20 protein-coding genes are annotated in these 26,541 nt (G+C 72.3%); 14 read left to right on the top strand and 6 right to left on the bottom strand.

The genetic code is table 11. The annotated features are described in order from the left end of the window. Nucleotides 1-364 precede the first annotated feature (364 nt). The 13 genes from WMF36_RS18175 (at nt 365) to WMF36_RS18115 (ending at nt 17,976) form a co-directional block, all read left to right on the top strand. Nucleotides 365-1,804: an ABC transporter substrate-binding protein gene (locus tag WMF36_RS18175; protein ID WP_437580874.1), complete on the top strand. Its 1,440-nt coding sequence runs from the start codon at nt 365-367 to the stop codon at nt 1,802-1,804. A 333-nt stretch (nt 1,805-2,137) separates the two neighbouring features. Beyond that, nucleotides 2,138-2,575, top strand: coding sequence for a chemotaxis protein CheW (locus WMF36_RS18170; protein ID WP_437580872.1), 438 nt, complete (start codon nt 2,138-2,140; stop codon nt 2,573-2,575). Then, nucleotides 2,572-4,101 (top strand): CheR family methyltransferase, encoded by a 1,530-nt coding sequence (locus WMF36_RS18165; protein WP_437580870.1) that lies wholly within the window; start codon nt 2,572-2,574, stop codon nt 4,099-4,101. The genes WMF36_RS18170 and WMF36_RS18165 overlap by 4 nt, the downstream gene beginning before the upstream one ends. Beyond that, nucleotides 4,098-4,673, top strand: a complete 576-nt coding sequence (locus WMF36_RS18160; RefSeq protein ID WP_437580869.1) for a chemotaxis protein CheW — start codon at nt 4,098-4,100, stop codon at nt 4,671-4,673. The genes WMF36_RS18165 and WMF36_RS18160 overlap by 4 nt, the downstream gene beginning before the upstream one ends. After that, nucleotides 4,670-6,142, top strand: coding sequence for a CHASE3 domain-containing protein (locus tag WMF36_RS18155; protein WP_437580868.1), 1,473 nt, complete (start codon nt 4,670-4,672; stop codon nt 6,140-6,142). Before WMF36_RS18160 ends, WMF36_RS18155 begins: the two co-directional genes overlap by 4 nt. Before the next feature lie 9 nt (nt 6,143-6,151). Then, nucleotides 6,152-8,221, top strand: coding sequence for a hybrid sensor histidine kinase/response regulator (locus WMF36_RS18150; protein WP_437580867.1), 2,070 nt, complete (start codon nt 6,152-6,154; stop codon nt 8,219-8,221). Next, on the top strand, nt 8,218-9,324 hold the full coding sequence (gene cheB / locus WMF36_RS18145; protein WP_437580865.1) for a chemotaxis-specific protein-glutamate methyltransferase CheB: 1,107 nt from the start codon (nt 8,218-8,220) through the stop codon (nt 9,322-9,324). The genes WMF36_RS18150 and cheB overlap by 4 nt, the downstream gene beginning before the upstream one ends. Next, on the top strand, nt 9,321-10,466 hold the full coding sequence (locus WMF36_RS18140; RefSeq protein ID WP_437580864.1) for a response regulator: 1,146 nt from the start codon (nt 9,321-9,323) through the stop codon (nt 10,464-10,466). Before cheB ends, WMF36_RS18140 begins: the two co-directional genes overlap by 4 nt. A 128-nt stretch (nt 10,467-10,594) precedes the next feature. Next, a complete protein-coding gene (locus tag WMF36_RS18135) occupies nt 10,595-11,434 on the top strand; it encodes a hypothetical protein (RefSeq protein ID WP_437580863.1) in 840 nt (279 codons plus the stop codon). A gap of 755 nt (nt 11,435-12,189) precedes the next feature. Further along, nucleotides 12,190-13,383 carry a pectate lyase family protein gene (locus tag WMF36_RS18130; RefSeq protein WP_437580862.1) on the top strand — a complete coding sequence of 398 codons (1,194 nt, stop codon included), beginning with the start codon at nt 12,190-12,192 and terminating at the stop codon, nt 13,381-13,383. A gap of 59 nt (nt 13,384-13,442) precedes the next feature. Then, nucleotides 13,443-14,969: a pectate lyase family protein gene (locus tag WMF36_RS18125; RefSeq protein WP_437580861.1), complete on the top strand. Its 1,527-nt coding sequence runs from the start codon at nt 13,443-13,445 to the stop codon at nt 14,967-14,969. A 149-nt stretch (nt 14,970-15,118) separates the two neighbouring features. Continuing rightward, nucleotides 15,119-16,192: a vWA domain-containing protein gene (locus WMF36_RS18120; protein ID WP_437580860.1), complete on the top strand. Its 1,074-nt coding sequence runs from the start codon at nt 15,119-15,121 to the stop codon at nt 16,190-16,192. Nucleotides 16,193-16,899: 707 nt separating this feature from the next. Further along, nucleotides 16,900-17,976: a pectate lyase gene (locus WMF36_RS18115; RefSeq protein ID WP_437580859.1), complete on the top strand. Its 1,077-nt coding sequence runs from the start codon at nt 16,900-16,902 to the stop codon at nt 17,974-17,976. A 22-nt stretch (nt 17,977-17,998) separates the two neighbouring features. Here the strand turns inward: WMF36_RS18115 and WMF36_RS18110 are convergent, their stop codons facing one another. Next, nucleotides 17,999-18,673 carry an HD domain-containing protein gene (locus WMF36_RS18110; RefSeq protein WP_437580858.1) on the bottom strand — a complete coding sequence of 225 codons (675 nt, stop codon included), beginning with the start codon at nt 18,671-18,673 and terminating at the stop codon, nt 17,999-18,001. After that, on the bottom strand, nt 18,670-19,659 hold the full coding sequence (locus WMF36_RS18105; protein ID WP_437580857.1) for a diguanylate cyclase: 990 nt from the start codon (nt 19,657-19,659) through the stop codon (nt 18,670-18,672). Before WMF36_RS18105 ends, WMF36_RS18110 begins: the two co-directional genes overlap by 4 nt. Nucleotides 19,660-19,739: 80 nt before the next feature. Between WMF36_RS18105 and WMF36_RS18100 the strand changes: the two genes are divergently transcribed. Continuing rightward, nucleotides 19,740-21,095, top strand: coding sequence for a sigma 54-interacting transcriptional regulator (locus WMF36_RS18100; protein WP_437580856.1), 1,356 nt, complete (start codon nt 19,740-19,742; stop codon nt 21,093-21,095). A 53-nt stretch (nt 21,096-21,148) separates the two neighbouring features. Here the strand turns inward: WMF36_RS18100 and WMF36_RS18095 are convergent, their stop codons facing one another. The 4 genes from WMF36_RS18095 to WMF36_RS18080 all read right to left on the bottom strand — a co-directional run bounded on the left by WMF36_RS18095 (nt 21,149) and on the right by WMF36_RS18080 (nt 26,483). After that, on the bottom strand, nt 21,149-21,973 hold the full coding sequence (locus WMF36_RS18095) for a hypothetical protein (RefSeq protein ID WP_437580855.1): 825 nt from the start codon (nt 21,971-21,973) through the stop codon (nt 21,149-21,151). A 28-nt stretch (nt 21,974-22,001) separates the two neighbouring features. Further along, nucleotides 22,002-23,684, bottom strand: coding sequence for a serine/threonine-protein kinase (locus tag WMF36_RS18090; protein ID WP_437580854.1), 1,683 nt, complete (start codon nt 23,682-23,684; stop codon nt 22,002-22,004). A 244-nt stretch (nt 23,685-23,928) separates the two neighbouring features. Further along, nucleotides 23,929-25,101, bottom strand: a complete 1,173-nt coding sequence (locus WMF36_RS18085) for a vWA domain-containing protein (protein ID WP_437580853.1) — start codon at nt 25,099-25,101, stop codon at nt 23,929-23,931. Between the two features lie 152 nt (nt 25,102-25,253). Beyond that, nucleotides 25,254-26,483, bottom strand: a complete 1,230-nt coding sequence (locus WMF36_RS18080) for a pectate lyase family protein (RefSeq protein ID WP_437580852.1) — start codon at nt 26,481-26,483, stop codon at nt 25,254-25,256. Nucleotides 26,484-26,541 lie beyond the last annotated feature (58 nt).

The raw sequence follows: 26,541 nt of genomic DNA, 5'->3' as shown, positions 1-26,541 counted from the left end.
CATGCAGGTGGCGCCGTCATTCGCCCGGAGAGATCTCGCACGACGGCGGGAAGGCAGCATGAGGCTCGGGGTGCTCCCCTTCCCGCCTCCATGCCCCGATGACAGCACGGCCAGCGCACATCCCACGCGGCCTCCGACCGCCGCTCGAAACGCGGTCGACATCGATTGCGCACCGTCGTGACACATCGCGCGTCGCGCATCGCGTGTGGACACGGGTCGTTCTCGAATGACGACAGTGACCACGACGTCATCCGCGCGCCTGACACTCCACACATCGGTCGACTCCAGATCTCCTGTCCGCGCTTGACAGCCGCTCGCCCCCGCTGCAACCATCGACGCTCTGCAAGGATTGGCCACCCTGCCTATGACGAAGCTCTGCTCGTGGCGGTGGGTGCTCTGCCTCGTCATCGCCGTGGTCGGCGCCTCGTGCACCCCGTCCGAAAAGAAGGCGATCCGCATCGCGATCGGCACGCAGAACGCGACGATCAACTGCGCCACGGGCGGGCTGCTCCTCCGCGAGCTCGACCTGCTCAAGCGATATCTCCCCAGGGAGGGCCCCTACGAGGACATCCGTTACGACATCGTATGGAGGGACTTCTCGTCGGGGCCCCCGATCACGGCCGAGATGATCGCGGGCAACCTCGATTTCGGCATGATGGCCGATTTTCCCGCGGTCCTGAACGGCATCGCGTCGGAGCAGGCGGGCAAGCGCAACCTCTACATCGCGACGCTGTCGGGCAGCGCCGCCGGCGCCGGGAACGGGATCGTGGTCCCGATCGACTCCCCTGTGCACAGCGTGGCCGATCTCAAGGGCAAGCGCGTCTCCGTGCCGTTCGGCTCGACCGCCCACGGGATGCTGCTGCGCGCGCTGAGCGACATCCGCCTCGACCCGGAGCTGGACGTCACGCTCGTCCCGCAGCAGCCCGCCGAGGCCGAGGCCGCGCTGAGAGAGAACATCATCGACGCCCATGCCGGCTTCGTCCCCTTCGCCGAGCTGTTCCCCTTCCGCGGCGCCGCGCGCAAGATCTACGACGGCGCCACCACGCAGATCCCCACCTCGCACGGCATGCTGGTGCGCGCCGCGTACGCGGAGGAGCACCCCGAGGTCGTCGTCGGGCTCCTCCGCGCGATCATCGAGGCAGACCGCATCTTCGAGCGCGACCCCGAGCGGTACAGCGAGCTCATCGAGCACGCGACCGGGGTCGACGCCGAGGTGGCCTATATGTTCCACGGCCCCCTCGGCATCCAGACGCGCGACTTCACGCTCAAGCCCCAGTTCCTGCGCGGGCTGCGGGTCGCGGCGGACACGCTGGTGCTCCTCAAGCGCACGAACGCCTCGCTCGACGTCGACCGGTTCGTGGACGATCGCTATATCCGGCAGGCCTGCGCGGCGTCCGGCGTGAGCTACGAGGAGCGGGTCGGACGCTACACCAAGGTGCCCCTCGCGGAGCGCGACGCGCGCACCGGGGCGCCGATCGCGGAGCCGAAGCGCGCAGCGCAGATCTGGGCGCACGGCGAGAGCAAGGTCCGAGCGTACGAGAACGCGGCCTCCGCGCTCGCGGCGCGCCAGGAGCTGGGAGCCCAGGGAAAGCGGATACGCGCCATGTTCGTGCACGACCGGCACACGGGGCTGAAGCTCCTGGCCGAGCAGGCGTGGTACGCGGAAGCGCCGGACGGTGACCTCGACGCCTTCCTGTCCAAAGACTACGCAGAGACCTGGGCTCGCGAACGGAAAGGCGATGTGAGGCAGCTCGACGATCTCAAGGTCCACCCCGCGCCGGCGCAGCGGGCCACCGCGCCGTGACGTCGCCTCACGCCACATCATCGAGCGACCCGCGAGAGGCTCACGGGGAGCACGGGACGCGGACGAAACCCGCAGATATGGAACGAATACAAGGAACAGAAACCGAACAGAAACTAGCGCGCCGTGCCCACCGCGACGACGGAAATCCACGAGTCGTGGCTCGCGCAGGCCCGTCCGCGAAAGGCGCCAGGCTTCGTCTACATCTTCAAAAGCATTCGGGAATTGGGTAACATCATGAGACGCCGCGCCCGCGCACGGCAGGTCCCTCATGAGGCAAGTTGCAGGAGCCCACACCGCGCCGCCGAGACCTGCGCGTAGGATTGGGAGAGGCGGTTGAGAGCCCTGGTCGTCCGCGTCCGCTCGTGGGTTTGCGCGCTCCCGCTCACCGCCGTGGCCGAGACCCTGCGCGCCCTCGACGTCCGGAGCGTCCCCGGCGCGCCGCGGTTCGTGCGCGGGCTGGCCGTCCTCCGCGGCGCGCACGTGCCCGTGGTCGACCTCGCGGCGCTGCTCGGCGTCACGGACGGACAGCGCGGGGCTCGCCTCGTCTCGGTCCGCGCCGGGGCACGGCCGCTGGCGCTCGAGGTCGACGAGGTGCTCGGCATCAGGGAGCTCGACCCGGCCGCCCTCGAGCGGACTCCGCCGCTCCTCTCCAGGGCCCTGCCCGAGTGCGTGGACAGCCTCGGCACGCTCGACGGACAGTCGATGGCGCTGCTCGAGACAGCGCGGCTCCTGCCGGAGGCCGCGTGGTCCGCCCTCCGAGGCGCGGTATGAAGCACGACCTCGGCCCGCTGGAAGAGCTCCTGGAACAGCGCCTCGGGCTCTCGCGCGGGTCCCTGCACCTCGGCGCCGACCTCGAGGCCGTCCTGCGCGAGCGGATGCGCGCCCGGGGCTGCTCCGACCTCGGCGACTACCGGCGAGCGCTCGACCGGCCCGAGTTCGCCCGCGAGGAGCTCCACGTCCTCGCCGGCCAGCTCACGGTCGGGGAGACGTACTTCTTCCGGGAATGGCAGCAAATCGAGGCCTGCGTCGAGATCGCCCTGCCGGAGCGCTTCGCCGCGCGCCCCGACGGCGAGCCGATCACCGTGCTCTCGGCGGGCTGCGCCTCGGGCGAGGAGGTGTACACGCTCGCGATCGCGCTCCACACGGCCTATCCGGGGCTCCTGCCGCACCGGATCAAGGTCGTCGGCGTCGACGTCAACCCGGGCGCCATCCAGAAGGCGCAGCGGGCGCGGTACTCGGAGTGGGCCCTGCGGGCGGTCCCGGACGACATGCGCAAGCGCTTCTTCGTGCGCGCCGGGGAAGAGGTCGCGCTGCGCAAGGAGATCGCCAGGCTCGTCGCGTTCGAGGTCAGGAACCTCCTCGACGACGACCCCGCCTTCTGGAGGCCGGGCGCGTTCGACGCGATCTTCTGCCGCAACGTCCTCATGTACTTCGCGCCGCAGAAGATGGCCGAGGTGCTCGGCCGCTTCGCCGGCGCGCTCGCGCCGCGCGGCTTCCTGTTCCTCGCCTCGAGCGAGTCGCTCCGCGCCGCGAACGCGGCGTTCGAGGCCGCGCACTCGCACGGCATCTTCTATTACCGGCGGAGCGCCGCGCCCCGCCACCCCGCGCCCGGCGACGCCCCGCGCGCGAGCCGGTGGGTCGCGAGCATCCACGAGGCCTCCGCGCGCGTCGCCGAGGTGGCCCGGCGCGTGTCGCCGCCCCCGCGGCGCGCCGCGCCGGCCGTGCCGCCCGCGCCGCGCTCGTCCCCCTCGACGAGGCCCCCGGCGGCGGCCGAGCTCGCGGCGATCGACAGGGCGCTCACGCTCATCGGCGGCGAGCGGTTCACCGACGCGATGGCGGCGCTCGCGGCGCTGCCCCAGCGGGCCGCGTCGAGCGCCCGGGTCGAGCTCCTGCGCGCCGTGATCCTCTGCCAGCAGGGCGACCTGGCGCCCGCCGAGCGCGCCTGCCAGCGCGCGCTCGACGCGGGCGACGCCGGCGACGCCAGCGACAGCGGGGCGGCTCACTACGTGCTCGGCCTCTGCCAGGAGCAGGCGGGCGACGCCGCGGGCGCCGCGCAGCACTACAGGGCCGCGGCGTCGCGCGATCCCGGCTTCGCCATGCCACACCTCCGGCTCGGGCTGCTCGCGAAGCGCGCCGGCGACCTCGCGACCACGCGGGACGAGCTCGGCCGCGCCGCGGCGCTGCTCGCCTCGGAGCGGCAGGAGCGCCTCGTGCTGTTCGGCGGCGGCTTCCCGAGGTCGACCCTGATCGGCCTCTGCCAGGCCGAGCTGGAAGCCCGAGGAGGGCGCGCCGGATGAGCCGCGCCCTCCTCGCCGAGCGCCTCGCCGCGCTGCGGGGCGCCTTCGACGCCTCCTTCGCCGAGCCCGCGCGGACGCGCGCCGAGGAGCCGGCGCGCGCGCTCGCGATCCGCGCCGGCGACCGCAGGCTCCTCGTGCGCATCGAGGAGCTCGCCGCCGTCGAGCCGTGCCGCCGGATCGTGCCGCTCGCGGGCGGCCCACCGGGGCTGCTCGGGCTCGCCGGCCTGCGCGGCCGGCTCGTCGCGGCATACGACCTCGCCGCGCTCGTCTCCGGCCGGCCGCGCGCCGGCGTGGACGGGGCGGCCGCGGGGCCGGCGTTGCGCTGGCTCCTCGTCTGCGCCGAGAACCCCGAGATCGCGCTCGCGATCGACGAGATCGAGAGCCACGAAAGCTTCTCGCTCGCCGACGTGCGCTCGGCCGACGACGAGCGCGGCGAAGGCGCTGGCGAGCACGTCACGGAGGCCGTCGAGATCGACGGCGCGCCCCGGGGCCTCCTCCGCGTCGCCGCCGTCGCGGCCACCGTCCTGCGCAGGGCCCAGCGAGGGGCAGAACGTCTCGAGGAAGATCGATGAAGACCACGTGGACCATCCCGCAGCAGATCGCCGCCAGCCTGCTCTTCCCCCTCGTCGTGCTGATCTTGCTGGGCGTCGTCTCCGTCCACAAGACAGCGAGCCTGGTCGAGATCAGCCAGGAGCTGAAGCAGACCTACCGGGTGCTCACCGAGCTCGACGAGCTCCACGCCCACTTCCTCGACGCGGAGACGGGGCAGCGGGGGTTCATCATCACCGGCGACGACGCGTTCCTGGAGCCCTACGAGATCGCGCTGCACTCGATCGACGCCGACTACGAGGAGCTGCGCAGGATGACCGAGGGCAACCTGGGCGCGCAGGAGCGGCTCGAGCGGCTCCGGCCGCTCATGCGGGACAAGCTCGAGGAGATGCGCCTCTCGGTCGAGCAGCGCCGCCGCGAGGGCGCCGAGGCCGCCGCGGCGACGATCGCGAGCGGCCGGGGCCGGCGGACCATGGATGACCTCCGCGCCGTCGCCGGCGAGCTCCGCGCCGAGGAGACGCGCGTCCTCGAGGCCCGGGAGCAGCAGGCCACGGAGAGCGAGCGGCGCCTGCTCGTCACCCTCACCGCCGGATCCACGCTCACCGTCCTCGCCGTCGCCGCGGTCGGCTTCCTGATCATCCGCGGCATCAACCGCCGGATCCACGCGGCGACCCGCCGCATCGAGAGCTCCGCGACGGAGCTCCAGACCGCCGCCACGCAGCAAGCGCAGGGCTCCAAGGAGCAGGCGACCACCTCGAGCGAGGTCTCCGCCACCATGCGGGAGCTGCTCTCGACGTCCCACCAGATCGCCGAGAGCACGCAGCGGGTGACGCAGATCGCCGCCGACACCGCCGCGGCCGCGCGCGCCGGCGACGAGACCGTGAAGCGGGCGCACGAGGGCATCGACGGGGTCCAGCGGCAGGTCGAGCAGATCGTCCTGCACATGCTCGATTTCGGCAAAAAATCCCAGGAGATAGGCGGGATCCTCCAGATCATCAACGAGCTCGCCGAGCAGACGAACATCCTCGCGATCAACGCGACCATCGAGGCGGCGGGCGCCGGGGACGCGGGCCGGCGCTTCGGGGTGGTCGCCGACGAGATCCGCAAGCTCGCCGACCGCGTGGGCGGCTCGACCAAGGAGATCCGCGCGCTCATCGAGGAGATCCGCGCATCCGCGAACACGACCGTGATCGCGACGGAGAGCGGCTCGAAGGCGGTCGACGCGAGCGCGCGCCAGTTCGGCGAGGTCGCCACGAGCTTCCGGCAGATCTCGGAGCTCGTCAGCAGCACCGCCGAGGCGTCGCGCGAGATCGAGCTCAGCACAAAGCAGCAGGCCACGGCGGTCGAGCAGGTCAACGCGGCGCTGCTCGACGTGGCGCGCACCGCGCGCGAGTCGGAGGCGAGCTCGTCGGTCACGCTCAAGACGTCCTCCGAGCTCGCGACGCTCTCGAAGGACCTCGTCCGCCTCATCCAGCGGCCAGCCGGGGCGTAGGAGCGAGCGTTGGTAAGCGATCTTTACAAATACTTCCGGATGGAGGCCCAGGAGCTCGCGGACGGGCTCGCGTGGAGGTTGCTCGATCTCAAGCAGCAGGGCGGCGAGGGCGAGTCGCTCGACCAGTGCTTCCGGCTGGCGCACACGCTCAAGGGGGCCGCCGGCGCGGCCAGGCAGCTCAAGGTCGCCGAGCTCGCCCACACGGTCGAGGACGTGCTCACGCCGTTCCGCCGGGATCACCAGCCGATCCCGGCCGAGCACATGAGCGAGCTCATGCGGCTCATCGGGCTCATCCGCGACGAGGTGTCCCGCCTCGCCACGGAGGAGCCCGGCGAGCCCGAGCGCGGCCGCCCGTCCCGGCGCAGCGCGCACGACGAGGTGGCGCGCGTCGATCTCGCCCACGTGAGCGCGCTGGCGGACGAGATCGGCGAGGCGATCGTGCAGCTCGAGTCGCTGCGGAGCAGCGCGGAGGCGCTCGTTCGGGCCGAGCGCGCCGCGGCGGCGCTGGGGGCCGTGGGCTCGCCGGAGGACGCCGCGCGTGGCCTCGGGGAGCTCGGCGCGAGGCGGGCGGGCTCGCTGTACCGCGAGCTGCGCGCGGCGCTCGGGCTCGCCCGCGTCGAGCTCGCGGGGGGAATCGACCGGCTCTCTGCCGAGCTCCGGCAGGCGCAGGCGCGCACGCGCGAGCTGCAGCTCTTGCCATGCGCCGGCGCGCTCGAGGCGGTCGAGCTCGCGGTCCGCGAGGCGGCGGAGTCGCTCGGCAAGCGCATCGATTTCCAGGCGAGCGGCGGCGACATCCGGCTGGACAACGCGGTGATCTCCGCGCTGCGAGACGCCGCGCTGCACATGGCGAGGAACGCGGTCGGCCACGGGATCGAGCCCGAGGCCGCGCGCCGCGCCGCCGGGAAGCCGGCCGCTGGCCAGATCCGGCTCCGGGTCGAGCAGCGGGGCAGCCGGGTCGCCCTGATCTGCAGCGACGACGGCCGCGGCGTCGACGTGGCCGCGGTCCGGAGGGCGGTCGTCCGCGCGGGGCTCCGCCGCGAGGAGGAGGCGTACGACCTCACCGCGGAGGACGCGCTGGAGCTCATCTTCGGGCCGGGGGTGAGCACGTGCGAGGCGATCACCTCGCTCTCGGGCCGCGGCGTCGGCCTCGACGTGGTGCGCGAGACCGCGGCGAAGCTGGGCGGCACGGCCTGCGCGCAGAGCCAGCCCGGGCGCGGGACCACGATCGAGCTCGTGGTCCCGATCTCGCTCTCGTCGGTGACCGCGCTGCGGATCGAGGACGGCGGCCACACGGCGCTGCTGCCGCTCGACTCGGTGCGGTGCGCGCTCCGGCTCGGGGCGGACGCGATCGTCCGCGGCCCGGAGCGCGACGCGATCGTGGTCGAGGATCGCGTCGTGCCGTTCGCGCGCCTCGCCTCGGTGCTCGGCGCGACGGAGCCGGACGGCGAGCCGCGCTGCGCCGTGGTCGTCGGCGCGGGCCTGTCGCAGGCGGTGCTCGGGGCCGATCGCCTCCTCGGCGCCGTGCCCGTGATCGTGAAGCCGCTCCCCGCGGCGGCGGGGGCGCCGCCCGCGGTGTCGGGGGCGAGCTTCGACGTGCGCGGCAACCCGGTGCTGGTCCTCGATCCGCGGGGCGTGGTCGAGCTGGTGCGCGCCGCCAGGCCGGGCGCGGCGCCCCGGCGGGAGCGGCGCCCGCCGCCGCCGATCCTCGTCGTGGACGACTCGCTCACGACCCGGATGCTCGAGCAGAGCATCCTCGAGTCCGGCGGGTACGAGGTCGATCTCGCGTCCTCGGGCGAGGAGGGGCTGCGGAAGGCGGCCGAGCGGCCTTACGGCCTGTTCCTGGTGGACGTGGAGATGCCGGGCATGAACGGCTTCCAGTTCACCGAGCGCGTCCGCGCCGATCCGACGCTGCGCGAGACGCCGCTCGTCATCGTGACGTCGCTGTCGTCGGCGGCCGATCGCCGCCGCGCCAGGGAGGCGGGCGCGGACGACTACATCGTGAAGGGCGAGTTCGACCAGCGGCGGCTGCTCGACACCGTGGCCGGGCTCCTCTTTCGCGCGCGGGGGGCCCCGGCATGAGCGGCGCGCCGAAGGCCGAGCCCCGCCTCCCCTCGCGGAAGATCCGCGTGCTGGTCGCCGACGACTCGCGGACGGTCCGCAGGCGCATCGTCGTCGCGCTCGAGGCGGACCCGGAGATCGAGGTCGTCGGCGAGGCCGCCGACGGGGAGGCCGCGATCGCGCTGTGCGAGCAGCTGCGGCCCGACGTGATCACGCTCGACATGATGATGCCGAAGGCGAGCGGGGTCGCGGTGACCGAGCACGTGATGGCCTACTGCCCCACGCCGATCCTCATCGTCTCGGCCTCGCTCGAGCGCGGGGAGGCGCTCGGGACGTTCGATGCGCTGGCCGCGGGCGCCGTGGACGTGCTCGACAAGCCGGCGGCCGGCGACGAGGGCGGCGCCTGGGATCTGCGGCTCGTGACGGCGGTGAAGCTCGTCGCCCGCATCAAGGTGATCACGCACCTGCGCAAGAAGCTGCGGCCCGCGCGCCCGACGCCCGCCGCGGAGGCGCCGCGCGAGCCCCGCGCGGACGACGGCTGGTACAGGCTCATCGCGATGGGCGCCTCGACCGGGGGGCCGTCCGCCATCGTCGAGGCGCTGAGCCCGCTGCCGCCGTCGTTCCCCGTGCCCATCCTGCTCGTCCTGCACATCGGCGCGCCGTTCGCGGCCGCGTTCGCGGAGTGGCTGGCCGGGCGGCTCTCGATCCCGGTCTCGATCGCGACCGACGGGGAGCCGCTCCCGCGCGCCGGCCAGCCCGGCGTGAGGCTGGCGCTGCCGGACCGGCACCTCGTTGTGCAGCAGGGGCGGCTCCGCCTGACCACCGGTCCGGAGCGGCACTCGTGCCGCCCGTCGGTCGACGCGCTGTTCGAGTCGGTGGCCGTCGAGATCGGCGAGCGCGCCGTCGGCTGCCTGCTCACGGGCATGGGCCGCGACGGCGCCGAGGGGATGCTCGCCATGAAGCGCGCGGGGGCGATGACCCTCGCCCAGGACGAGTCCTCGTCCACCGTGTTCGGGATGCCGCGAGAGGCCATCGCGCGGGGCGCGGCGCAGCGCATCTTATCCGCAGGAGTTATCGGCCCTACCTTGCTGGCGCTGTCCAGGAGCAGAAGGGAATCGCCATGAAGCCGCACGTCCTGATCGTCGACGACAGCCTCACGATACGCATGGACCTCCGGAGCCTGCTCCGCGGCGCTGGGTTCGTGGTGACGGCGTGCGAGAGCAAGGCGCTTGCCCAGAAGGTCCTGAGGACGAGGGCGTTCTCCCTGGTGATCCTCGACGTGATCCTGCCGGACGGCGATGGGCTCGACATCCTGCGGGAGCTCCGATCGTCGGCCGAGCTCGCGCAGACTCCGGTCATCCTCCTGTCCACCGAGGTCGAGGTGAGGCACCGGATCCAGGGCCTGAGCATGGGCGCCGACGAGTATGTCGGGAAGCCGTACGACGGGAGCTATCTGGTGCTCCGGGCGACGGAGCTCGCGAGCCAGCACAGCACCGCGCGCCGCGCGGCGGAGGGCAGCGGCTCGGCGCTGATCGGCAAGAAGATCCTCGTCGTGGACGACAGCCCCACGTACCGCACCTCGCTCGCGCAGCTCCTTCGGCACGACGGCTGCGACGTCATCCCGGCGCAGTCGGGCGAGGAGGCGCTGAGCCTGCTCTCCGTCGAGGGGGTCGACTGCGTGATCATGGACCTCCTGATGCCGGGGATGGGCGGCCTGGAGGCCGCGCGGCGGATCAAGCAATCCGTTGGCACGAGCCACATCCCCGTGGTCATCCTGACCGGGCACGACGACCCCGCGACCCGGGCGGAGGGCGCGCGCATCGGCGTCGAGGACTTCGTGCTGAAGGCGCCCGAGCTGACGATGCTGCGGGCGCGGCTGCGGGGCTTATTCCGGAACAGGCCTGCTCCGGCCACGGGCGGGGCGGGCGGTGGGGCGCCCCCGCGGCGCGCGGGGAGCAGCCCGGACCAGGCGCCGCCGAGCTCTCGCGCCGGCACGGGCGCGCGCAGCGTGATCCCGGCGGCCGGCTCGCTGTTCGAGCGGGTGGTCGCCGTGAGCGGGCTCTCGAGCGTGATCGGGCCGAGCACCATGGTGAGGGCGTGCCGGCGCGCGGGCATCGAGCCGTGGTCGATGTCGCCCGAGGAACTCCACCGCGCGCTGCCCGCCATCCACGAGACGTTGCGCATGTTCCTGAGCGAGGAGGACTCCGAGCGCGGCATCGCGGCCATCAGCCTGCTGGCGCGCGACGCGGCGTCCGCCGCGAGCTGAGCGGGCTCGCTGGAAACGGTCGATTCGTGTCGTCGCCTTGACACACGCGCGCCGCGCGGGTTCACGTATTTCCCGGACGCATGGCGCCGCGCCGGGGAGCGCGGCGATAGGAAGAGAGGGGCATCGCGATGCGGGATTTGAAGGGGATCGTCGACGTGGAGCTGCTCGTCGAGGAGAACGGCGCGCTCACGCCGGCGCGGGAGTACGGTCACCGCGACACGACGTACGTCGAGGGGCGCTCGGGCCAGCGCTATGCGCTGCGCGTGCGGAACCTGACGGGCGGGCGCGTGGAGGTGTTGCCCTCGGTCGACGGGCTCGACGTGCAGAGCGGCAAGGACGCCTCGTTCGACCTGCGAGGCATCGTGATCAGGCCGCACGACTCGTTCGAGTTCACCGGGTTCCGCATCAGCGACACCGACGTCGCGACGTTCCGGTTCGGGAGCATCGAGCAGTCGTACGCCACGAAGATCGGCAAGCCCCGCAACGTGGGTGTCATCGGCCTGGCGGTGTTCGAGGAGCTGGCGCCCCCGCCCCCGCCTCCTCCACCCCCCTTCACGCCGCCGCCTCCGCCGTTCGATTTGGGGACGGTCTCCCGCGCGGCCCCGCCGCCGGCGTTCGGCGGGCCGCCGCCGCCGGCCGCGGTGCGCGCGCCGGCGCCGCTTCCGGGGGGGTTCGGCCCGCCGGCGCCCGCTGTTCCGCCGGCCCCGGCCCCGGGATTCGTGCCGGCGCCCGCGGCGCCGAAGGGGCTCGGCACGACCTTCGGCGAGCGGCGTGAGTCGCGCATCACGTCGACGCAGTTCGACCGGGCGACCCCGAAGCCCGCCGCCGTGCTGGTGATCCGCTACGAGCAGCGCGAGGGGCTGCGGGCGCTCGGGATCGACGTGGACGGGCTCCACCAGCGCGAGACCGCCAGCCCCTTCCCCGCCGAGACCGGCTTCGCCAAGCCGCCGCCCGGCTGGAAGGGGTGAGCGCCGGACACATGACCAGCGCCGGAACGTTCTCCGCCGGGTCCGCGGTGTAGGAGTACATCGCGGCAGGGTCGAACGCCGCGCCGCGCGTCTCGCAGACCGGCGTCGCCGGAGCCCACCATGGCCGCCGTGAGCGACTCCGCGTCCGAGACCGTCACCACCATTCCACCTTCGCCGCCGGTCGTTCCGCCGTTCAGCGACGCGAACCCGACGGGACCGTCCTCGCCGCCATGCCGGCCCGACTGCTCGATTTTCTGTAATATTCCGTGGAAGTGGCTGCGACCGGCGCTCGCTGGCGCGGTGGCGCGGTGGCGCGGTGGCGAAGGCGTCACGGACTGTCCACGAGGCGCCACTGGAGCTCCCGCCGGTCAACGTGCTGTTGACACGTGGTGCGTCGGATTCGTCAAGCACGTCAACCGGTGGTTGACTCGGCGTCGCCACGGCGCGCTGCGACAAGGGTCTTCACGACACGAGCGCAACGCGGCTTCCTGCAGGGGAGAGTGACCGCCGGCAGGCGGCTTCGAGAGGGCGGCATCGTAGTTGCTTGTCTCGCGGCTCGCGGATGAGGCGCGGCGCCGGCCCGGTTCGTCGGCCGGCACCTCACGCGTTGCCCGGACCACGCGATGCACAGGGCGCCACGCCGGGGCGCGCGTGCATCGCGCAGCGACGGTCATCTGCGGTGCGCTGTTGTCGACTGCGCGAGCTCGGCGCCTGAGCGCGCGAGCGGAGTGGTTCGATTCGAAAGGAGTTGTTGCATGAAAGCCGCTGTTCTCTCGTTCGTCTTCCTCGGTTGCACGGTCCTGGCCGGCTGCTCGGGCGCAGCGAGCTCGCCGGGGCCGAGCGATGAGACGGCCGGACAGGGCGGCGCCGGAGGCGGCGCTCCGGGCTCGGGCAGCCACGGCAGCTCAGTGGGAGCGGGTGCTCACGGCGGCGCCGCTGGCGCAGGTGCGGGCGGCCAGGGCGGCGGCGCGACCTCGGGCGGCCAGGGCGGGGCCGGCGGCGCGCCTCCGGTGCTCGGGGACGGGCCGGACGGGTTCGCTGCCGTCGAGGGGTACGGGGTCAGGACCACCACCGGCGGCGCGGGCGGTCCGGTCGTCACGGTCACCACGACCGAGGAGTTCCTCGATTACATCGCGCGCCCGGGGCCGTACGTCATCCAGGTCGCCGGGACGATCACGCTGCCGACCGGCACCACCGACGGCATGCACGACGTGACGTCGCACAAGACGATCCTCGGCCTCGGCGCGGACGCGACGCTCACCGGCGGCGGCCTCAAGATCGGTTTGCCCGTGGACGACGCGATCACCTCGACCCCGCCGGACGCGGTCCACAACATCATCATCCGCAACATCAAGATCACCGAGGCGTCGGACGATCTCATCAACATCCAGATGTTCTCCCACCACATCTGGATCGATCACTGCGATCTCTCGAACGGGGGCGACGGGGCGCTCGATATCAAGCGAGGCTCGGACCTCGTCACCGTGTCCTGGAACCACTTCTACGACCACACGAAGACCTGCCTGCTCGGGCACGACGAGCTCGGCGCCTCTCAGGACATCGGGCGGCTCCGGGTCACCTACCACCACAATTTCTTCGATCGCTCGGATCAGCGCAACCCGCGGGTCCGCTTCGGCGACCCCGTGCACGTCTACAACAACTATTACAACGACAACAGCTATGGAATCGCCTCCACCTGGAACGCCGGGGTGGTCGCCGAGGGCAACTACTTCTTCAGCGTCAACAACCCCGGCCGGGTGATCTTCGAGGACAACAACCCTGGCCGCATGCTCGCCCGCGACAACACCCTCATCGAATGCAACCACGAGATCGAGGTGGCCGGCCCAGTCGTCGAGCCGAGCACCTACTACGACTACACGCTGGACAGCAGCGTGGATGTCCCGGCGCTCGTGATGGCCGGCGCGGGCGTGGGCAAGATCGACCTTTGACGCTTCCCTTCACAGGCGGACCTCTCGGAGCAGGACCCGCCTCAACAACGGAGATACCAGTGCACATTCGATTCCTCCGCGCTCGCAGGGCGTCCGACGCGGCCGCCCTCGCGATGCTCATGCTCCTCGCGGCATGCTCGACCGACCCCGATGACGGAACGGCGACCACCGGCTCGACGAGCGGCGCCGGCAGCTCGGCCACCACAGGCTCGGCGAGCGGCACGAGCGGTTCGGCCACCACAGGCTCCGCGGGAGGAGGGGGCGCTGGCGGCGCCGGTGGCTCGGGCGGCGCCGGTGGCTCGGGGGGCGCTGGCGGCTCGGCCACCACGGGCTCCGGCGGCTCCGGCGGCTCGGCCACCACAGGCTCCGGCGGCTCCGGCGGCTCGGCCACCACAGGCTCCGGCGGCTCCGGCGGCTCCGGCGGCTCGGGGCCCGTCGGGGAGGTGGGCACGGTCCTCAAGGTGACGACCCTCGACGCGGACGGCCCGGGCTCGCTGCGCGAGGCGATCGAGACGCCGGGGCCGCGCACTGTCGTGTTCGAGGTCGGCGGGATCATCGATCTGAACAAGGCCCGCCTCAACATCACCGAGCCGTTCGTCACGATCGCCGGCCAGACGGCGCCCTCGCCGGGCATCACGCTGATCCGCGGCGGGATGAGGATCAGCACGCACGACGTGCGGATCCAGCACCTCCGCTTCCGGATGGGCGACGCCGGGGCTGCGCCGGCGTCGGGGTTCGAGCCCGACGTCACGACGGACGGCGCCTCGGCGTACAACATCGTGATTGACCACTGCTCGGTGGCGTGGGGCGTTGACGAGAACCTGTCGGTCTCGGGCCCTCGCTTCGACGGCCCCACCGGCACATCGCGCCGCGTCACCCTCAGCAACAACATCATCGCCGAGGGGCTCCTCGAATCCGTCCACGAGAAGGGCTCCCACTCCATGGGCACCCTGGTGCACGACCACTGCACCGACGTCACCGTCGTCGGCAATCTCTACGCCCACAACAACGAGCGAAACCCCTGGTACAAGGGGTTCGCAACCGGGGCGATCGTGAACAACGTCGTCTACAACCCCGGCAAGTGGGCCATGCGGCTCGGCCCCGTCCTCCGGGAGTGGGAGAGCTCGGGCGTCACGCCGGAGCCCCCCAGGGTCAGCATCGTCGGCAACTACATGCGGCACGGCGTCAACACGAAGCCTGGACTCCCGCTCGTGGACACCAACTCGCTGGGATCCGCCTACCTCGAGGACAACCTCGCCGTGGATGCCCTCGGCGCAGCGGTGCCCATCGCCTCCCCGGCGATCGTCATCCTCCCCGAGAAGCCCGTGTGGCCCGAGGGCCTCGTGGCGCTCCCCGCTGCGTCGGTCCTGGACTCGGTGCTCGCGAACGCGGGCGCGAGGCCCAGAGATCGCGACGAGGTCGATCTGCGCATCGCCGCAGACGTCCTGTCCGGGGGCGGCATGTTCGTGAACAGCCAGGACGAGGTGGGGGGCTACCCGACGGCAGAGCCGACCTCGCGGTCGCTGGAGGTCCCGGCCGAGGACATCGAAGGATGGCTCGAGCGTCTCGCCGACGAGATCGAGTAGCGGGCGTCGCCCGCCCTGTCGCCGAGGCCCGCTGGGCGAGGCCGCTGCTCGTGGAGAGCAGGCGCCGGCGCGGTGCTCGCGATGACATCACCAGGATTCCGCTTACAGGAGGCAGCATGCTGAAAGCATCATTGATCTGTTCCGTCGTCATGTTGGCAGCGCTATCAGGCTGTGCGTCGAGCAACGAAGGCGGCGGCAGCAGCGGCGAGCCGGGCGCCGGCGGGCCGGGCGCCGGCAGCGGTCCCGGGTACGGCGACGGGACGGAGGACCCGGGCGGCGTGCCCGGAGACTTCAGCAGCCCCGACGGCGGTACCGGCGAAAACGTGGACTGCGGGCGGCAGAACTTCAACGTCGAGCGCAAACCGGCCAGCCTCCTGCTGGTCCTCGACCGCTCGGCGTCGATGCTGGACGATCCGAACGGAGACGAGGGGACACCGTCGAAATGGGACATCGTCGTGCCCGCCTTGCAGGAGGTCATCACGGCGACCAACCCGTCCGCCTCCTGGGGCCTGAAGGTGTTTCCCCAGGGAGACAGGGCGGGCAGCTGCAGCGCGGAGAGCTTCCCGAGCGACATCCTGATCCCGATCGCGATGAACAACGCGTCCACGGTGAACCAGGCGATCTCCAGCACAACCGCCGAAGGCGACGGCACGCCGACAGGGGATGCCATCAACACGGCGGTCGAGTACTTGCGGTCGATCCAGAGCGACGACCCCAAGTACATCCTGCTCGCGACGGACGGAGACCCGTCGTGCCCCAAGAGCGACTCGGACGAGTTCGCCGTGCAGGCGATAACGAACGCGGCCGCCGCCGGCTTCCACACGTTCGTGGTCGGGATCGCAGCAAGCGCGAGCAAGATCGAGGCCCTCAACGGCCTCGCCGTCGCGGGGCTCGAGCCGCGCCAGGACCCGGATCCGCTCGCGCCCAAGTTCTACCTCGCGGCCACGAAGGACCAGCTCGTGACGTCGCTGATGACGATCACCGGAGAGGTCTCGACCTGCCTGTTCCCGCTGAGCGCGCCGCCGCCGAACCCGGACCACGTCGGCGTGTTCGTGGGGGAACAAGCGGTCGCGCAGGACACCACGGGCGCGGACGGCTGGAACTATACGGGGCCCGACATGATGACGATCAAGCTGTATGGCTCCGCGTGCGAGCAGGTGGCGAGCAGCGGCGCCGGCTCCGTCAAGGTGATCTTCGGCTGCAAGGACGACCCGATCTTCTGAGCTGCCGTACGCGCGCCGGCCGGGCGCCGTCCTCGGCCGGCGCGCGGATCCGATGGGGGAAATCGCCGTCGCCCTGGGGGCGCCCTCCCCCGGAGCTCCGCGCTCATTCAAGGAGTCATCCGCGCCTGCCCGTGACTACTTGGCAAACCACTTGTTAACCGAGCCGCACTCCCACGGAGAGCCGGCCCCGAGATCCCAGCAGACACAGCCCCGGGCGCTGCCCGTCTCGTTCCCGATACACGACGTCCCTTCCTCCGCTGCGGTACAGGGGTAGTTGGGGTCTCTCCGATTCATGGTTTGATCCTTGTTCATGGCGCGGAGCTCTCGTGCACAAAGCCGGCCGATGCGCGTCTCCTGCCGGCGCGTCACGGCGCGCTGTTCCCGTGCGGCGCGAGCGCGATCGGCCCGTGCGCGGAGCCCCTGCGCGTCAACCGCGATCGTCAACCGGTGTCGACCTCGCGTTGACACGTCGACCGCAGCACACGTCCGCGCGGCGGCCCGACGTGCCGCCGCGCGTCCTGGATCGCCGCTTGCATTCACCTCGACGCAGAGGCCAGCTGAACGACGTGAAGCGTGGGTTCGTGGTTGCCCCCTCGACGGGGTTGCGTCGAGGAATCGACGGCGCCGGCAGGCGTCGTGCAGGCGCTTCCGGGCCGCGGGTCGTCCATCGTGAATCCAGAACGAGAGGTAGCGAGATGAGATTCGGAATGAAGTCAGCTTTCACTTTGCTGCTCGTGATCGGCGCCGCCGGAGCTTCCCAGCTCGGCTGTTCGGACGACGCGGGGACGCCGGACGACGGCGGCGAGGGGGGCAGCAGCTCGAGCAGCAGCACCGTCGCGACCAGCGGAAGCACGAGCGCCGCGACCGGCGCCGGCGGCGGCAGCTCGAGCAGCACGACCACGACCACGACCACGAGCACGAGCGCCGCGAGCGGCACCGGCGGCGGCACCACGAGCAGCACGGCCGCGAGCAGCACGAGCAGCACGAGCAGCGGCACGGGCGGCGCGGGCGGCGAGGAGCCGCTCGGCAACGAGATCCCGACGGAGATCCCGACGCCCACGAACGGCGACGGCGAGATCAGGACCTCGACGACGGTGCTGAAGAACGCCGCCAACGGCGGCCAGAACGTCCACGACTTCAACAACCAGAAGATCGGCGTGAACAACACCGCCGACTGCGACGACGGAGAGGGCCAGAAGACGGTGTTCGAGGTCGAGGACGGCGTCACCGTCAAGAACCTCATCATCGCGGGCGGCCTCCCCGGCGGCAACGGCATCGTCTGCAAGGGCGACTGCACGCTCGATCACGTCTACTGGGAGGACGTCTGCGAGGACGCGGCGACCAACAGCGTCGACGGCGCGACGATGCGCATCAACAGCTCGATCGCCCTGCACTCCGCCGACAAGATCTTCCAGCACAACGCCAAGGGCGGCTCCACGACCATCGTCACGAACTCGTACATCGCCGATTTCGGGAAGCTCTGGCGCTCCTGCGGCGATTGCACCGCCAACGGCGGCCCGCGCAACCTGATCATCGACAACGTCCGGGTGGACGGCGTGAAGACGACGATCGCGGGCGCGAACCAGAACTACAGAGACACGGTCACGATCACGAACCTCTACGTCAAGGGGGGATACGACGAGGAGGACGACAAGCCGAAGATCTGCCAGGAGTACCGGGCCGTCACCGATCACATGGGCGAGTCGGAGAAGCTCCACGGCGGCGCGAGCCAGTGGAACACCGACACGTGCCGCGTGAGCAAGAGCGACATCAAGAGCTGGTGAGCGCCGAGCCCGCTCCGCCCCGCTACGCGCCCGCGCCGAGCTTCCGGCGCAGGTTGTCGCGGGCGCGCGCCTCGAGGCGCTCCCGGAAATACGGCGAGAGGAAGATGTGCTCCGCCGCGAGCAGCCTCTCGAAGAAGCTCCGCCGGCCCGCGGCGTAGAGCTCGGGCGGAACGGCGCTGTACTCCGCGGCGATCGCCCGGTCGTACGCGTCGAACGCCGCCGCGTCGCTGCCCAGGATCGCCATGTCGCAGTCGAGGAACAGCGCCTCGTCCTCGCCGACGTCGGCCGGCCCGAGCGATCCGTGGCGCGCGGTGAGCAGAATGAGCCGCGCGATGAGGCCCTCGTCGAGCCCCTCGCCCGGCAACCACCGCGCCACCGCGTCGCGCGCCAGCTCGGCGCTGCGCGCCTCGTTGTCGCGGCGGCCGGGCGCGTACACGGCGTCGTGGAAGAGCGCGGCCAGGAACACCTCGCGCGGCCTCCCCCAGCCGACGTCGCGGCCGACCTCGTCCACCCGGCGGAGCACCTCGCGCACGTGGTCGAGGTCGTGGTACGCGCGCCCTGTCTCGCCGTACGCCGCGCGCACCGCGCTCCACAGCGGCTCGGGCAGGACCAGCCCGCCCGGCGCCTCCGGCGGCGCATCCACCGCGTCCCCGTCGGCGCGCGCCTCGCCCTCCCCGGAAGCGCCGTCCGGCCTCACACGAGCACCAGGTCCTCGGGGCGGAACCGCTCCCCGTCGTACGTCGCGATGCGCCCCTTCTCGACGACCTTCGCGTGGTTCTTGGCCAGGTTGGCGCGCCCCTGGATCTCGCGATCCGTCAGGAAGCAGTCGACGTCGGCGACGCACAGCCCGGCCGAGACCGTCAGCGACCGCTCGATGCGGCGGTAGCGACGGCGGGCGAGCCGCTCCTGCAGCGCGCGCAGGAACTCCACCGCCCACGCGCGCGTCGCGTTCGGCAGCGTGATCATGTACTCGTCGCCGCCGAACCGGTACGCGTGCCCGTGCGCGAAGACCTGCGCCTCGATGCTCTCCATCAAGGGCGGGAGCACGTGCAGATCGACCGCGGTCTCGGTGTGCTGCACGTTGAACGCCTTGAAGTCGTCGATGTCGATGAACGCCACGGCGATCGCGGCGCCGCGCAGCGCGCAGCGCGCCCGGTAGTGCGACAGATCCGGCAGGAAGAGCCCGGGCGCCTCGAGGATGTGGAACTTCTCGTCGTACTCGCGCGGCCGCAGCGGCGGCGCCTCCGGCAGCACGGCCTCGGCGTGCCGGATCGACATGTAGTCCGTCAGCTGCGGCACCTGGAGCGCGCGCGTGGCCGCGAACCACGGCGCGGCCATCAGCTGCTCCAGCCCGTGGACCTCGCGCCTGAGGTGCCGGATCGTGTCGGCGTTCACGGCCTTCTGCAGCGGCTCCTCGATCGCCGTGGCGCTGTCGCGCCGGAGGCTTATCAGGATGCGCTTGAGCAGCGGGCCCTGCGTGTCGTGGATCTGCACCTGCGGCTGGCGCAGCTCGAGCTGCCGGCCGAGGAGGCTCAGCTGCCCGATGAGCTCCGTCACCTCCGGCGGCTCGTAGCCGCGGAACTCCTGCCGGATCACGTCGGCGACGTCGCGGCGGAACGCGTCCGTGAAGCGGGCGACGCACTGGGACAGGGTCTTGGCCTCCGACGGCGTGAACTCGGGCATCCCCGTGAGGATAGCCCGGCAGCGGAGCCGTCCAGCGCCCGGGACGCACCGCGCGCTGGAAATCCGCGCTGAATTCGGAGATGCTGCCCCTCTCCCTCCCCGCCCGTTCAATGCACGACCTCACCCGGACGATCACGACCCTCCGCAGCGACGCGGTCGAGCTCCCGGACCTGCGCGTCCTCGTCACCCCACAGAAGAGCCCCCCGATCGAGGCGACCCTCGGCGTCGCGCCGCTCGTCCTCGGCACGAGCGGCGAGTGCGATGTCGTCATCCCCGACTCCCGGGTGTCGCGCCGCCATGGCCAGCTCCGGTTCACGCCGCGCGGCGTCGTCCTCACCGACCTCGGCAGCAAGAACGGCACGTTCATCAACGACGTGCTGATCATCGAGGGCTTCCTCACCCCGAGCGCCGTCGCCTCGCTGGGCGGCGTCCCCCTCACCGTGCGCGTCGGCGGCGCCCCGGTCGTCGTCCCGCTCTCCACCTCGGCCAGCTTCGGCGAGGCCCTCGGCAGCAGCGTCCCCATGCGCGCGCTCTTCGCCCGCCTGGAGCGCGCCGCGGCCACGTCGGAGACCCTCCTCCTCCTCGGCGAGTCCGGCACCGGCAAGGAGGTCCTCGCCCGCGCGATCCACGAGGCGAGCCCGCGCGGCGGCGGCCCGTTCGTCGTGTTCGACTGCAGCGCGGTCGCCCCCAACCTCATCGAGGCCGAGCTGTTCGGCTACATGAAGGGCGCCTTCACGGGCGCCCAGACCGCGCGCGCCGGCCTGATCGAGGAGGCGAGCGGCGGCACGCTCTTCCTCGACGAGATCGGCGAGCTCCCGCTCGATCTCCAGCCGAAGCTCCTGCGCGCCCTCGAGGCCCGCCAGGTGCGCCGCATCGGCGCCGCCGCGTACACGTCCTTCGACGCCCGCGTCATCGCCGCCACGCACCGCGACCTCCAGGGCCGCATCGCGTCGGGCACGTTCCGTGAGGACCTCTACTACCGGCTCGCTGTCGTCGAGTCCGTCGTGCCCCCGCTGCGCGAGCGCAAGGAGGACATCCCGCTGCTCGTCGAGCGCTTCCTCGCGGCGCAGGTGCCCCCGCGCTCGCTCGCCGACCTTCCCCCCAACGCGCTGGAGCTCCTCCGCGGGCACCACTGGCCGGGCAACGTGCGCGAGCTCCGCAACACGGTCGCGCGCCTCGTGCTCTTCCCGCACCTCGCCGAGGAGGCGATCGTGAAGGTGGCGCCGCGGCCCACCGACACGGGCGTCGGCCAGTTCGCCGCGCTGCCGCTCCGCGAGGCGCGCGACATGGTCGTCGAGCAGCTCGAGCGGACCTTCATCGCCATGAAGCTCCGGGACAACGGCGGCAACGTCGCGCGGGCCGCCGCGTCGATGGGCGTCTCCCGGCAGCTCGTCCACCGGCTGATGGAGCGCTACGGCATCCGCAGCAAGGGCTGACAGGCCGGGCGGCGCGCGCACACGGCGCGGCGCTCAGGGCGCGCGGCGCGGCGTCAGAACGAGCCGCGGAGCGAGAGCCCGGGGCCCTCGGGCGAGAAGGAGAAGCCCGCGACCGGCGCGGCGGGGACGACCGGGTCGAGCTGGAAGTACAGCATCGCGCCCACGGAGGCCGCGAGGAGGCCTACGCCCGCGGAGATCCCGCCGGCCTTCCACGCGAGATCGATCGCCTCGACCTCCTCCGCCGTGCACCCGGGCGCGCACCTGCTGCGGAGCTCGCTCCGGTCGAGGTGCCCCTTGACGCCGAGGAACGCGCCCACGCCGAGCCCCACCGCGCCGGCGCCGGCGAGCACGAGCGGCCAGCGCTGCCGCACCGGCGCGGCGGCGGTGCCAGCCGCGGGGCGCGGCGGCGCCGCCGCGGGGAAGCGCACCGCGATCGGCAGCGCCTTGTCGCCCGGCGACACCGTGACCACGGTGGCGACGCGCGTCCCGGCCGCGTCCTCGAAGGTCAGCGTGTGGCGCCCGGGATCGACCTCGATGGGATCCTTCGGGAGCGCCTCGACGAGCGGCGCGCCGTCGAGGAGCACGCGCACGCGGCTCGGCGCGCGGCCCTCGGCGGACGTGGCCGACAGCGCGACGCTGGGCATGTCGCGCTCGACCCCCTCGCTCCAGCTCTGGCAGTCGCGGGCGAGCATCGCCGGGCACGAGCTCACGCAGACGCGGAGCTCGGACCGGGCGCGCAGCAGCGCGCGGTCGCGCAAGAGCTGCTGCGCTTGCTCGTACGACGCAGCGCACGTCTCGCCCACGCCCTGAGCGCGCGCGCGCGCGCTCGTGAGCAGCGTGACCGCCGCGGCGAAGGCGACGAGGAGGCCCCGTTTCATCGTCGCGTAAGCTACACGCTTCCGTCGTTCACAAGCACTCACGCTTGATCCGACGGATGCCCTTGCCGTCCAGGTAGTAGGGGGGCACGCAGCGCGAGCGTGGCCGCGCGCTGCGCGCTGCGGGCGCGGCGCGCACGCCCGCAGCGCGCTCCGGCGCAGCCCCGCGCGCGACCGACTTCGGCGCCGCGGCGGCGTTCAAGGAGGCCGCAGGCACCCGCGCGGACGCGCTCGCGGCGGGCGCCTCCTGGACGGCCGTGGAGCCTTCCTGGACGGCCGTGGAGCCTTCCTGGACGGCCGTGGAGCCTTCCTGAACGGCCGTGGAGCCTTCCTGAACGGCCGCGCCCGCGGCGGGCCTCCCCGGCGCCGAGGCGACGGCGGGCGGCGAGGACTCGCTGACGCTGGCGTGCTCGGCCGGCGCGAGCTCCGGAGGCGCGCCGCAGCCCCTGCCGACGGCCAGCGAGAGCGCGAGCGCGGCGGCCCCGATCGCCAGCGTGGAGGCGCGGACGAGCTGCGCGCTCGCCCGCCGCGCCGGCGCCGCCGCGACGATCGGCGTCGCGAGCGCGGACGCCACGGGCCGCGCCATGTCCTCGACCGTCCTCGTCATCGTCGCAACCGTCACCGAGACCCGCCGCGCGCGCGCGCGGTTGCTGGACGGCAGCGCCGGGCGCGTGTCGACCTCCCGCAGCGGCTCATGCTCCACGGCGGCGGGGTTCGACGGCGGCGGCACCGGGGCCGCGCTCCGCTGCGACGTCTCGATGGCGCCGAGGCTCCTCGCCCGCGCCTCGAGGAGCGTCCCCGCCGTCGCCTCGACCCACGCCCCGACCGCGCGCGGGCTCGCCGGCGGCAGCGCCTCCTCCAGGGCAGCCGCCATCTCCAGCGCGGTCGCGTAACGCCGCTCGGGATCCCTGTCGAGGCCCCGGAGCACCACCTCGTCGAGCGCCTTCGGCACGTCGCCGTACACGCTCGGCGGCTGGACGACCCCCTCGAGGACCCGCCCGAAGATCTCCGCGTCGCACTCTCCCGTGAACAGCCGCCGCCCGGTGAGCACCTCCCACAGGACCACCGAGGCGGCGTAGATGTCGGCGCGGCGGGTCAGGGGTGCTCCGCGCAGCTGCTCGGGCGCCATGTAGCAGAGCTTGCCCTTGAGCTGCCCGGCGCGGCTCACCTGGCTCCGCACCGCCGCGCGCGCGATGCCGAAATCGAGCACGCGCGAGGTCCCGTCCTCGCCGACCAGGATGTTCTGCGGCGACACGTCGCGGTGGACGATCTGGAGCGCGGCGCCGTCCTCGTCGGTCGCCTCGTGCGCCGCGTGCAGGCCCGCGAGCGCGCCGGCGAGGATGGCCGATCCGACCGGCTGCGGCACCTGGACCCCTCGCCTGCCGGCCTCGCGCAGCAGGCTCGAGAGCGCCTCGCCCGCGATGTACTCCATGACCACGAAGAGCTCGCCGTCGGCCTGCACGCTGTCGAGCGTGGCGACGACGTTCGGGTGGCGGATGCGCACCGCGAGCCGCGCCTCGTCGAGGAGCATCGAGGAGAACTCGGGGTCCCTGGCGAACTGCGGGTGCAAGCGCTTGATCGCGACGGTACGGGCAAAGCCATGGGCACCGACGAGCCGCCCGAAGTGGACGGACGCCATTCCCCCGGAGGCGATCACGCCGTGGAGCGTGTATCGATCAAGGGTCCGCCGCTCGCGCTCCTGAGCAGTTGCCATGATTGCCCTGTTCTACAACATCTCGGCAGCGTTGCTGGACGGTAACCTACGCGCGCGCGTCCGGCGGCAGAGGGCGCCGAGCAGCGCGGCGGGCGCGCGGCGCGAGCGATCGGTGCTCGGCCACCCTGCCGAGGTGCGCGGTCGGTGGAGGTGCAACTGCGCGTGTCCACAGTGTCAACTCCCGGTTGACACGGGTCGGGCCGGCGGCGGGCTGAGCGGTGCGCGCGAGCGCGGCGGCCTCCGGTTACAGGGGAACCTCGATCACGCTCTCGCACGTGAAGTCGACGCTCAGCTCCGCCGCCACGTCCGCCTGGACCGTCGTGCACGTGTCGACGCAGAGCACGATCTGCGTCGGGCTCGCGGGCTCGTCGTAGCGCCAGGCGTCCTCGGTCGCGCAGCTCTGATCGTACACGAGCTCCGTGGTCGCATTCGAGCCGTCCGTGTAGACCACACGGACCTTCTCCTTGTCGAAGCTGCTCCCGTCGGGGGAAAGCGGGATCGCCATCGTGCACGAGACCGCGGCGCTGCGGATCCGTTCGACGGCCGCCTTGAACGCGGCCGTGGTCTGCGAGGGATCGCCGGTGTCGATGAGAACGGCGCTCTCCGTGCCGCCGGCGGCGGCGATCTTGTGCAGGTCGTCGAGGGTATCCGGCGCGCCCGGGATCGGCGGGTTCTCGACCCCGATGACGTAGGTGAGGATATTGGCCGCGAGCGCCGCCTGAGCGTCGGCCACGACGGCGTCGATCGTGTCGGAGGCCTCGTCGCAGCCCTGCGGGTAGCCGTCCGTCACGAGCACGATCGCGTATTTCCCGGGGTTTTGCTGTCGCTGCGCCCCGATGAACGCGCTCGTGCCCCGCATCACCCACGCGGTCGGCGTGCCGCCGCGCCAGTCGCTCGAGGTCATCGGCTCGATCTGGTCGAGCGCCGCGCCGAACGCCGGAGAGGGGAGCGGCGTGAGCGGCACGTCCGGCGTCGTGTAGATCCCGGTCTCGCACTTGTCATCCTGGGCGGGGAAGAACGTGAGTGACGCCGTGAGCCCTTCGGCCCCGGCATCCGCGAAGAATTGCTTGGTCGCCGCGACCACGGGATCCCACTTGAGCGACTTGTCGTGCCAGTCCTTGTCACCCTTGCCCATGCTCCCCGACACATCGAACGCGAAGGCCAGATACACCGGCTGAAGGGAAGCCGCCGCCGTCTGGGTGGCGCACGTTCCATCTCCGCCCGTGGGGCTGCCGCTGCCCGCGCCGCTCGATCCGGGGCCGGCCGCGCCGCCGATATCGAGCGAGCCCCCCTCGCCAGAGGTGCCGCCGGAGCTCGTCCCTTCACCTTCTTCTCCCCCATCGCTCGGGCTGCTGCCGCACCCGAGCCCGACCGCAGCCACGCTCAGCATCGCCATGGCAACTGTAAGCACTCTCATATGTCGTCGGCTCCTTGCACCACCGCGTGCCGGGGTCGTGCCGCCAGCAACGAGTCACCGGGATTGCGCGTGGTCCCAGGCCTCCAAAGCACACGGGGTGCCAGGGCGCGTGAGGCTCCGTCGTCGATGGGGTGTGCGGGGCGCAGGCGCCGCTATCTCGGGCCAGTGCACCGTGTCACGACGTCCTTCAGCGAGGCGTCGGCCGTATCCAGCGTGACCGTGTAAGGCGGGGTGAACGCGCTCCCCTGCCCTGTGTCCTTCCGGGTGGTGTCCGACCTCCCGATGTAGGCATTCCCGCTCGCCACGATCTGGGCGGTCGGCTCGCCGTCGTAGAAGACGTGCGGGTCCTTCACCCCGTCGAAGTAATTGCTCTCGACCCGGAGCCTGGCCTGAAGACCGCCCCCGATGGCGTAGTTGTTTCCGGCCGCCGAGTAGTAGTTGTTGAAGACGTGGACCTCGCCGAAGCGGACGCGCGGCATGCGCTCGATCACGCCGTCGGCCCACCAGTTGTGATGAAACGAGACGCGGAGCCGACCCGTATCCTCGCCGCTGTTGTTGTCGCTGTGGCCGACCAGGTTCGAGAAGCGGTGCGCGGGATCCGGCGCGTTGCTCGTGTAGTGGAACTTGCACCACGAGACGGTCACCAGGTCCGAGCCGTGGACGACGTCGAGATTGCCGTCGAGCCCGTCCCAGATCTCCACGTGATCGACCCAGACGTGATGGGCGAAGTGGATCTGGATCCCGTCATCTTCGGTCGAGCTGGCGTCGAGCTTGAGGTTCCGGAGGATGACGTTCTGGATCGGCGCGTCGATCGATTTCCCCCGGACCTGGAGGCGGCCCCGGAGGGTCGCGCCGGGGCCCATCCCGATCAGCGTCTTGTTCGACGCCACGTCGATGTCCACGCCGCTGATGTCGATGTCGCCGGAGATCTGGATGACCAGCGGGTCGGGGCTCTCGGCGTACTCGACGAGCTGCTCGGTCGTGGTCGCCGTGACGGTCATCCCGCCGAGGCCGCCCGTCGTGGTCGCCACGCCGTGGCCGCTCTCACCCCCCCAGCCGATCAGCGCGCTGGCCGGGCAGCCGGAGGCGGTGCCGCCGCCGGAGCCCGCGCCGGCGCCGGTGCCCTCGCCGCCCGAGCCCTGCCCGCCGCCGCTCCCTCCGGCGCCCCCGCCTCCCGCGCCGCTCGCGCCACCCCCGGTGCCGCTCGGCCCAGCGCTGCTCGACGTCGACGACGGCCCGCTCGCCCCGGGCCCGGCCGACGTCGCGCCGCTCCCCCCGGAGGCCTCGTCGCCGTCCCCTGCAGCCGCGCAGCCGAGCGCCCCGTTCAACGCGACGAGGGCTGCAATCCACGGCTTGAACCGATTCGACGTCTCATACCCCATGGCGGTCTCCTGACTCCTGTGCTGAACGTGACGCGATCCACCCTCACGCGCGCCTGCG

Origin of the sequence: Sorangium sp. So ce887 (assembly GCF_051521455.1) — a bacterium.
GTDB lineage: Bacteria > Myxococcota_A > Polyangia > Polyangiales > Polyangiaceae > Sorangium.
This window is presented reverse-complemented; position numbering and strand designations above follow the sequence as displayed.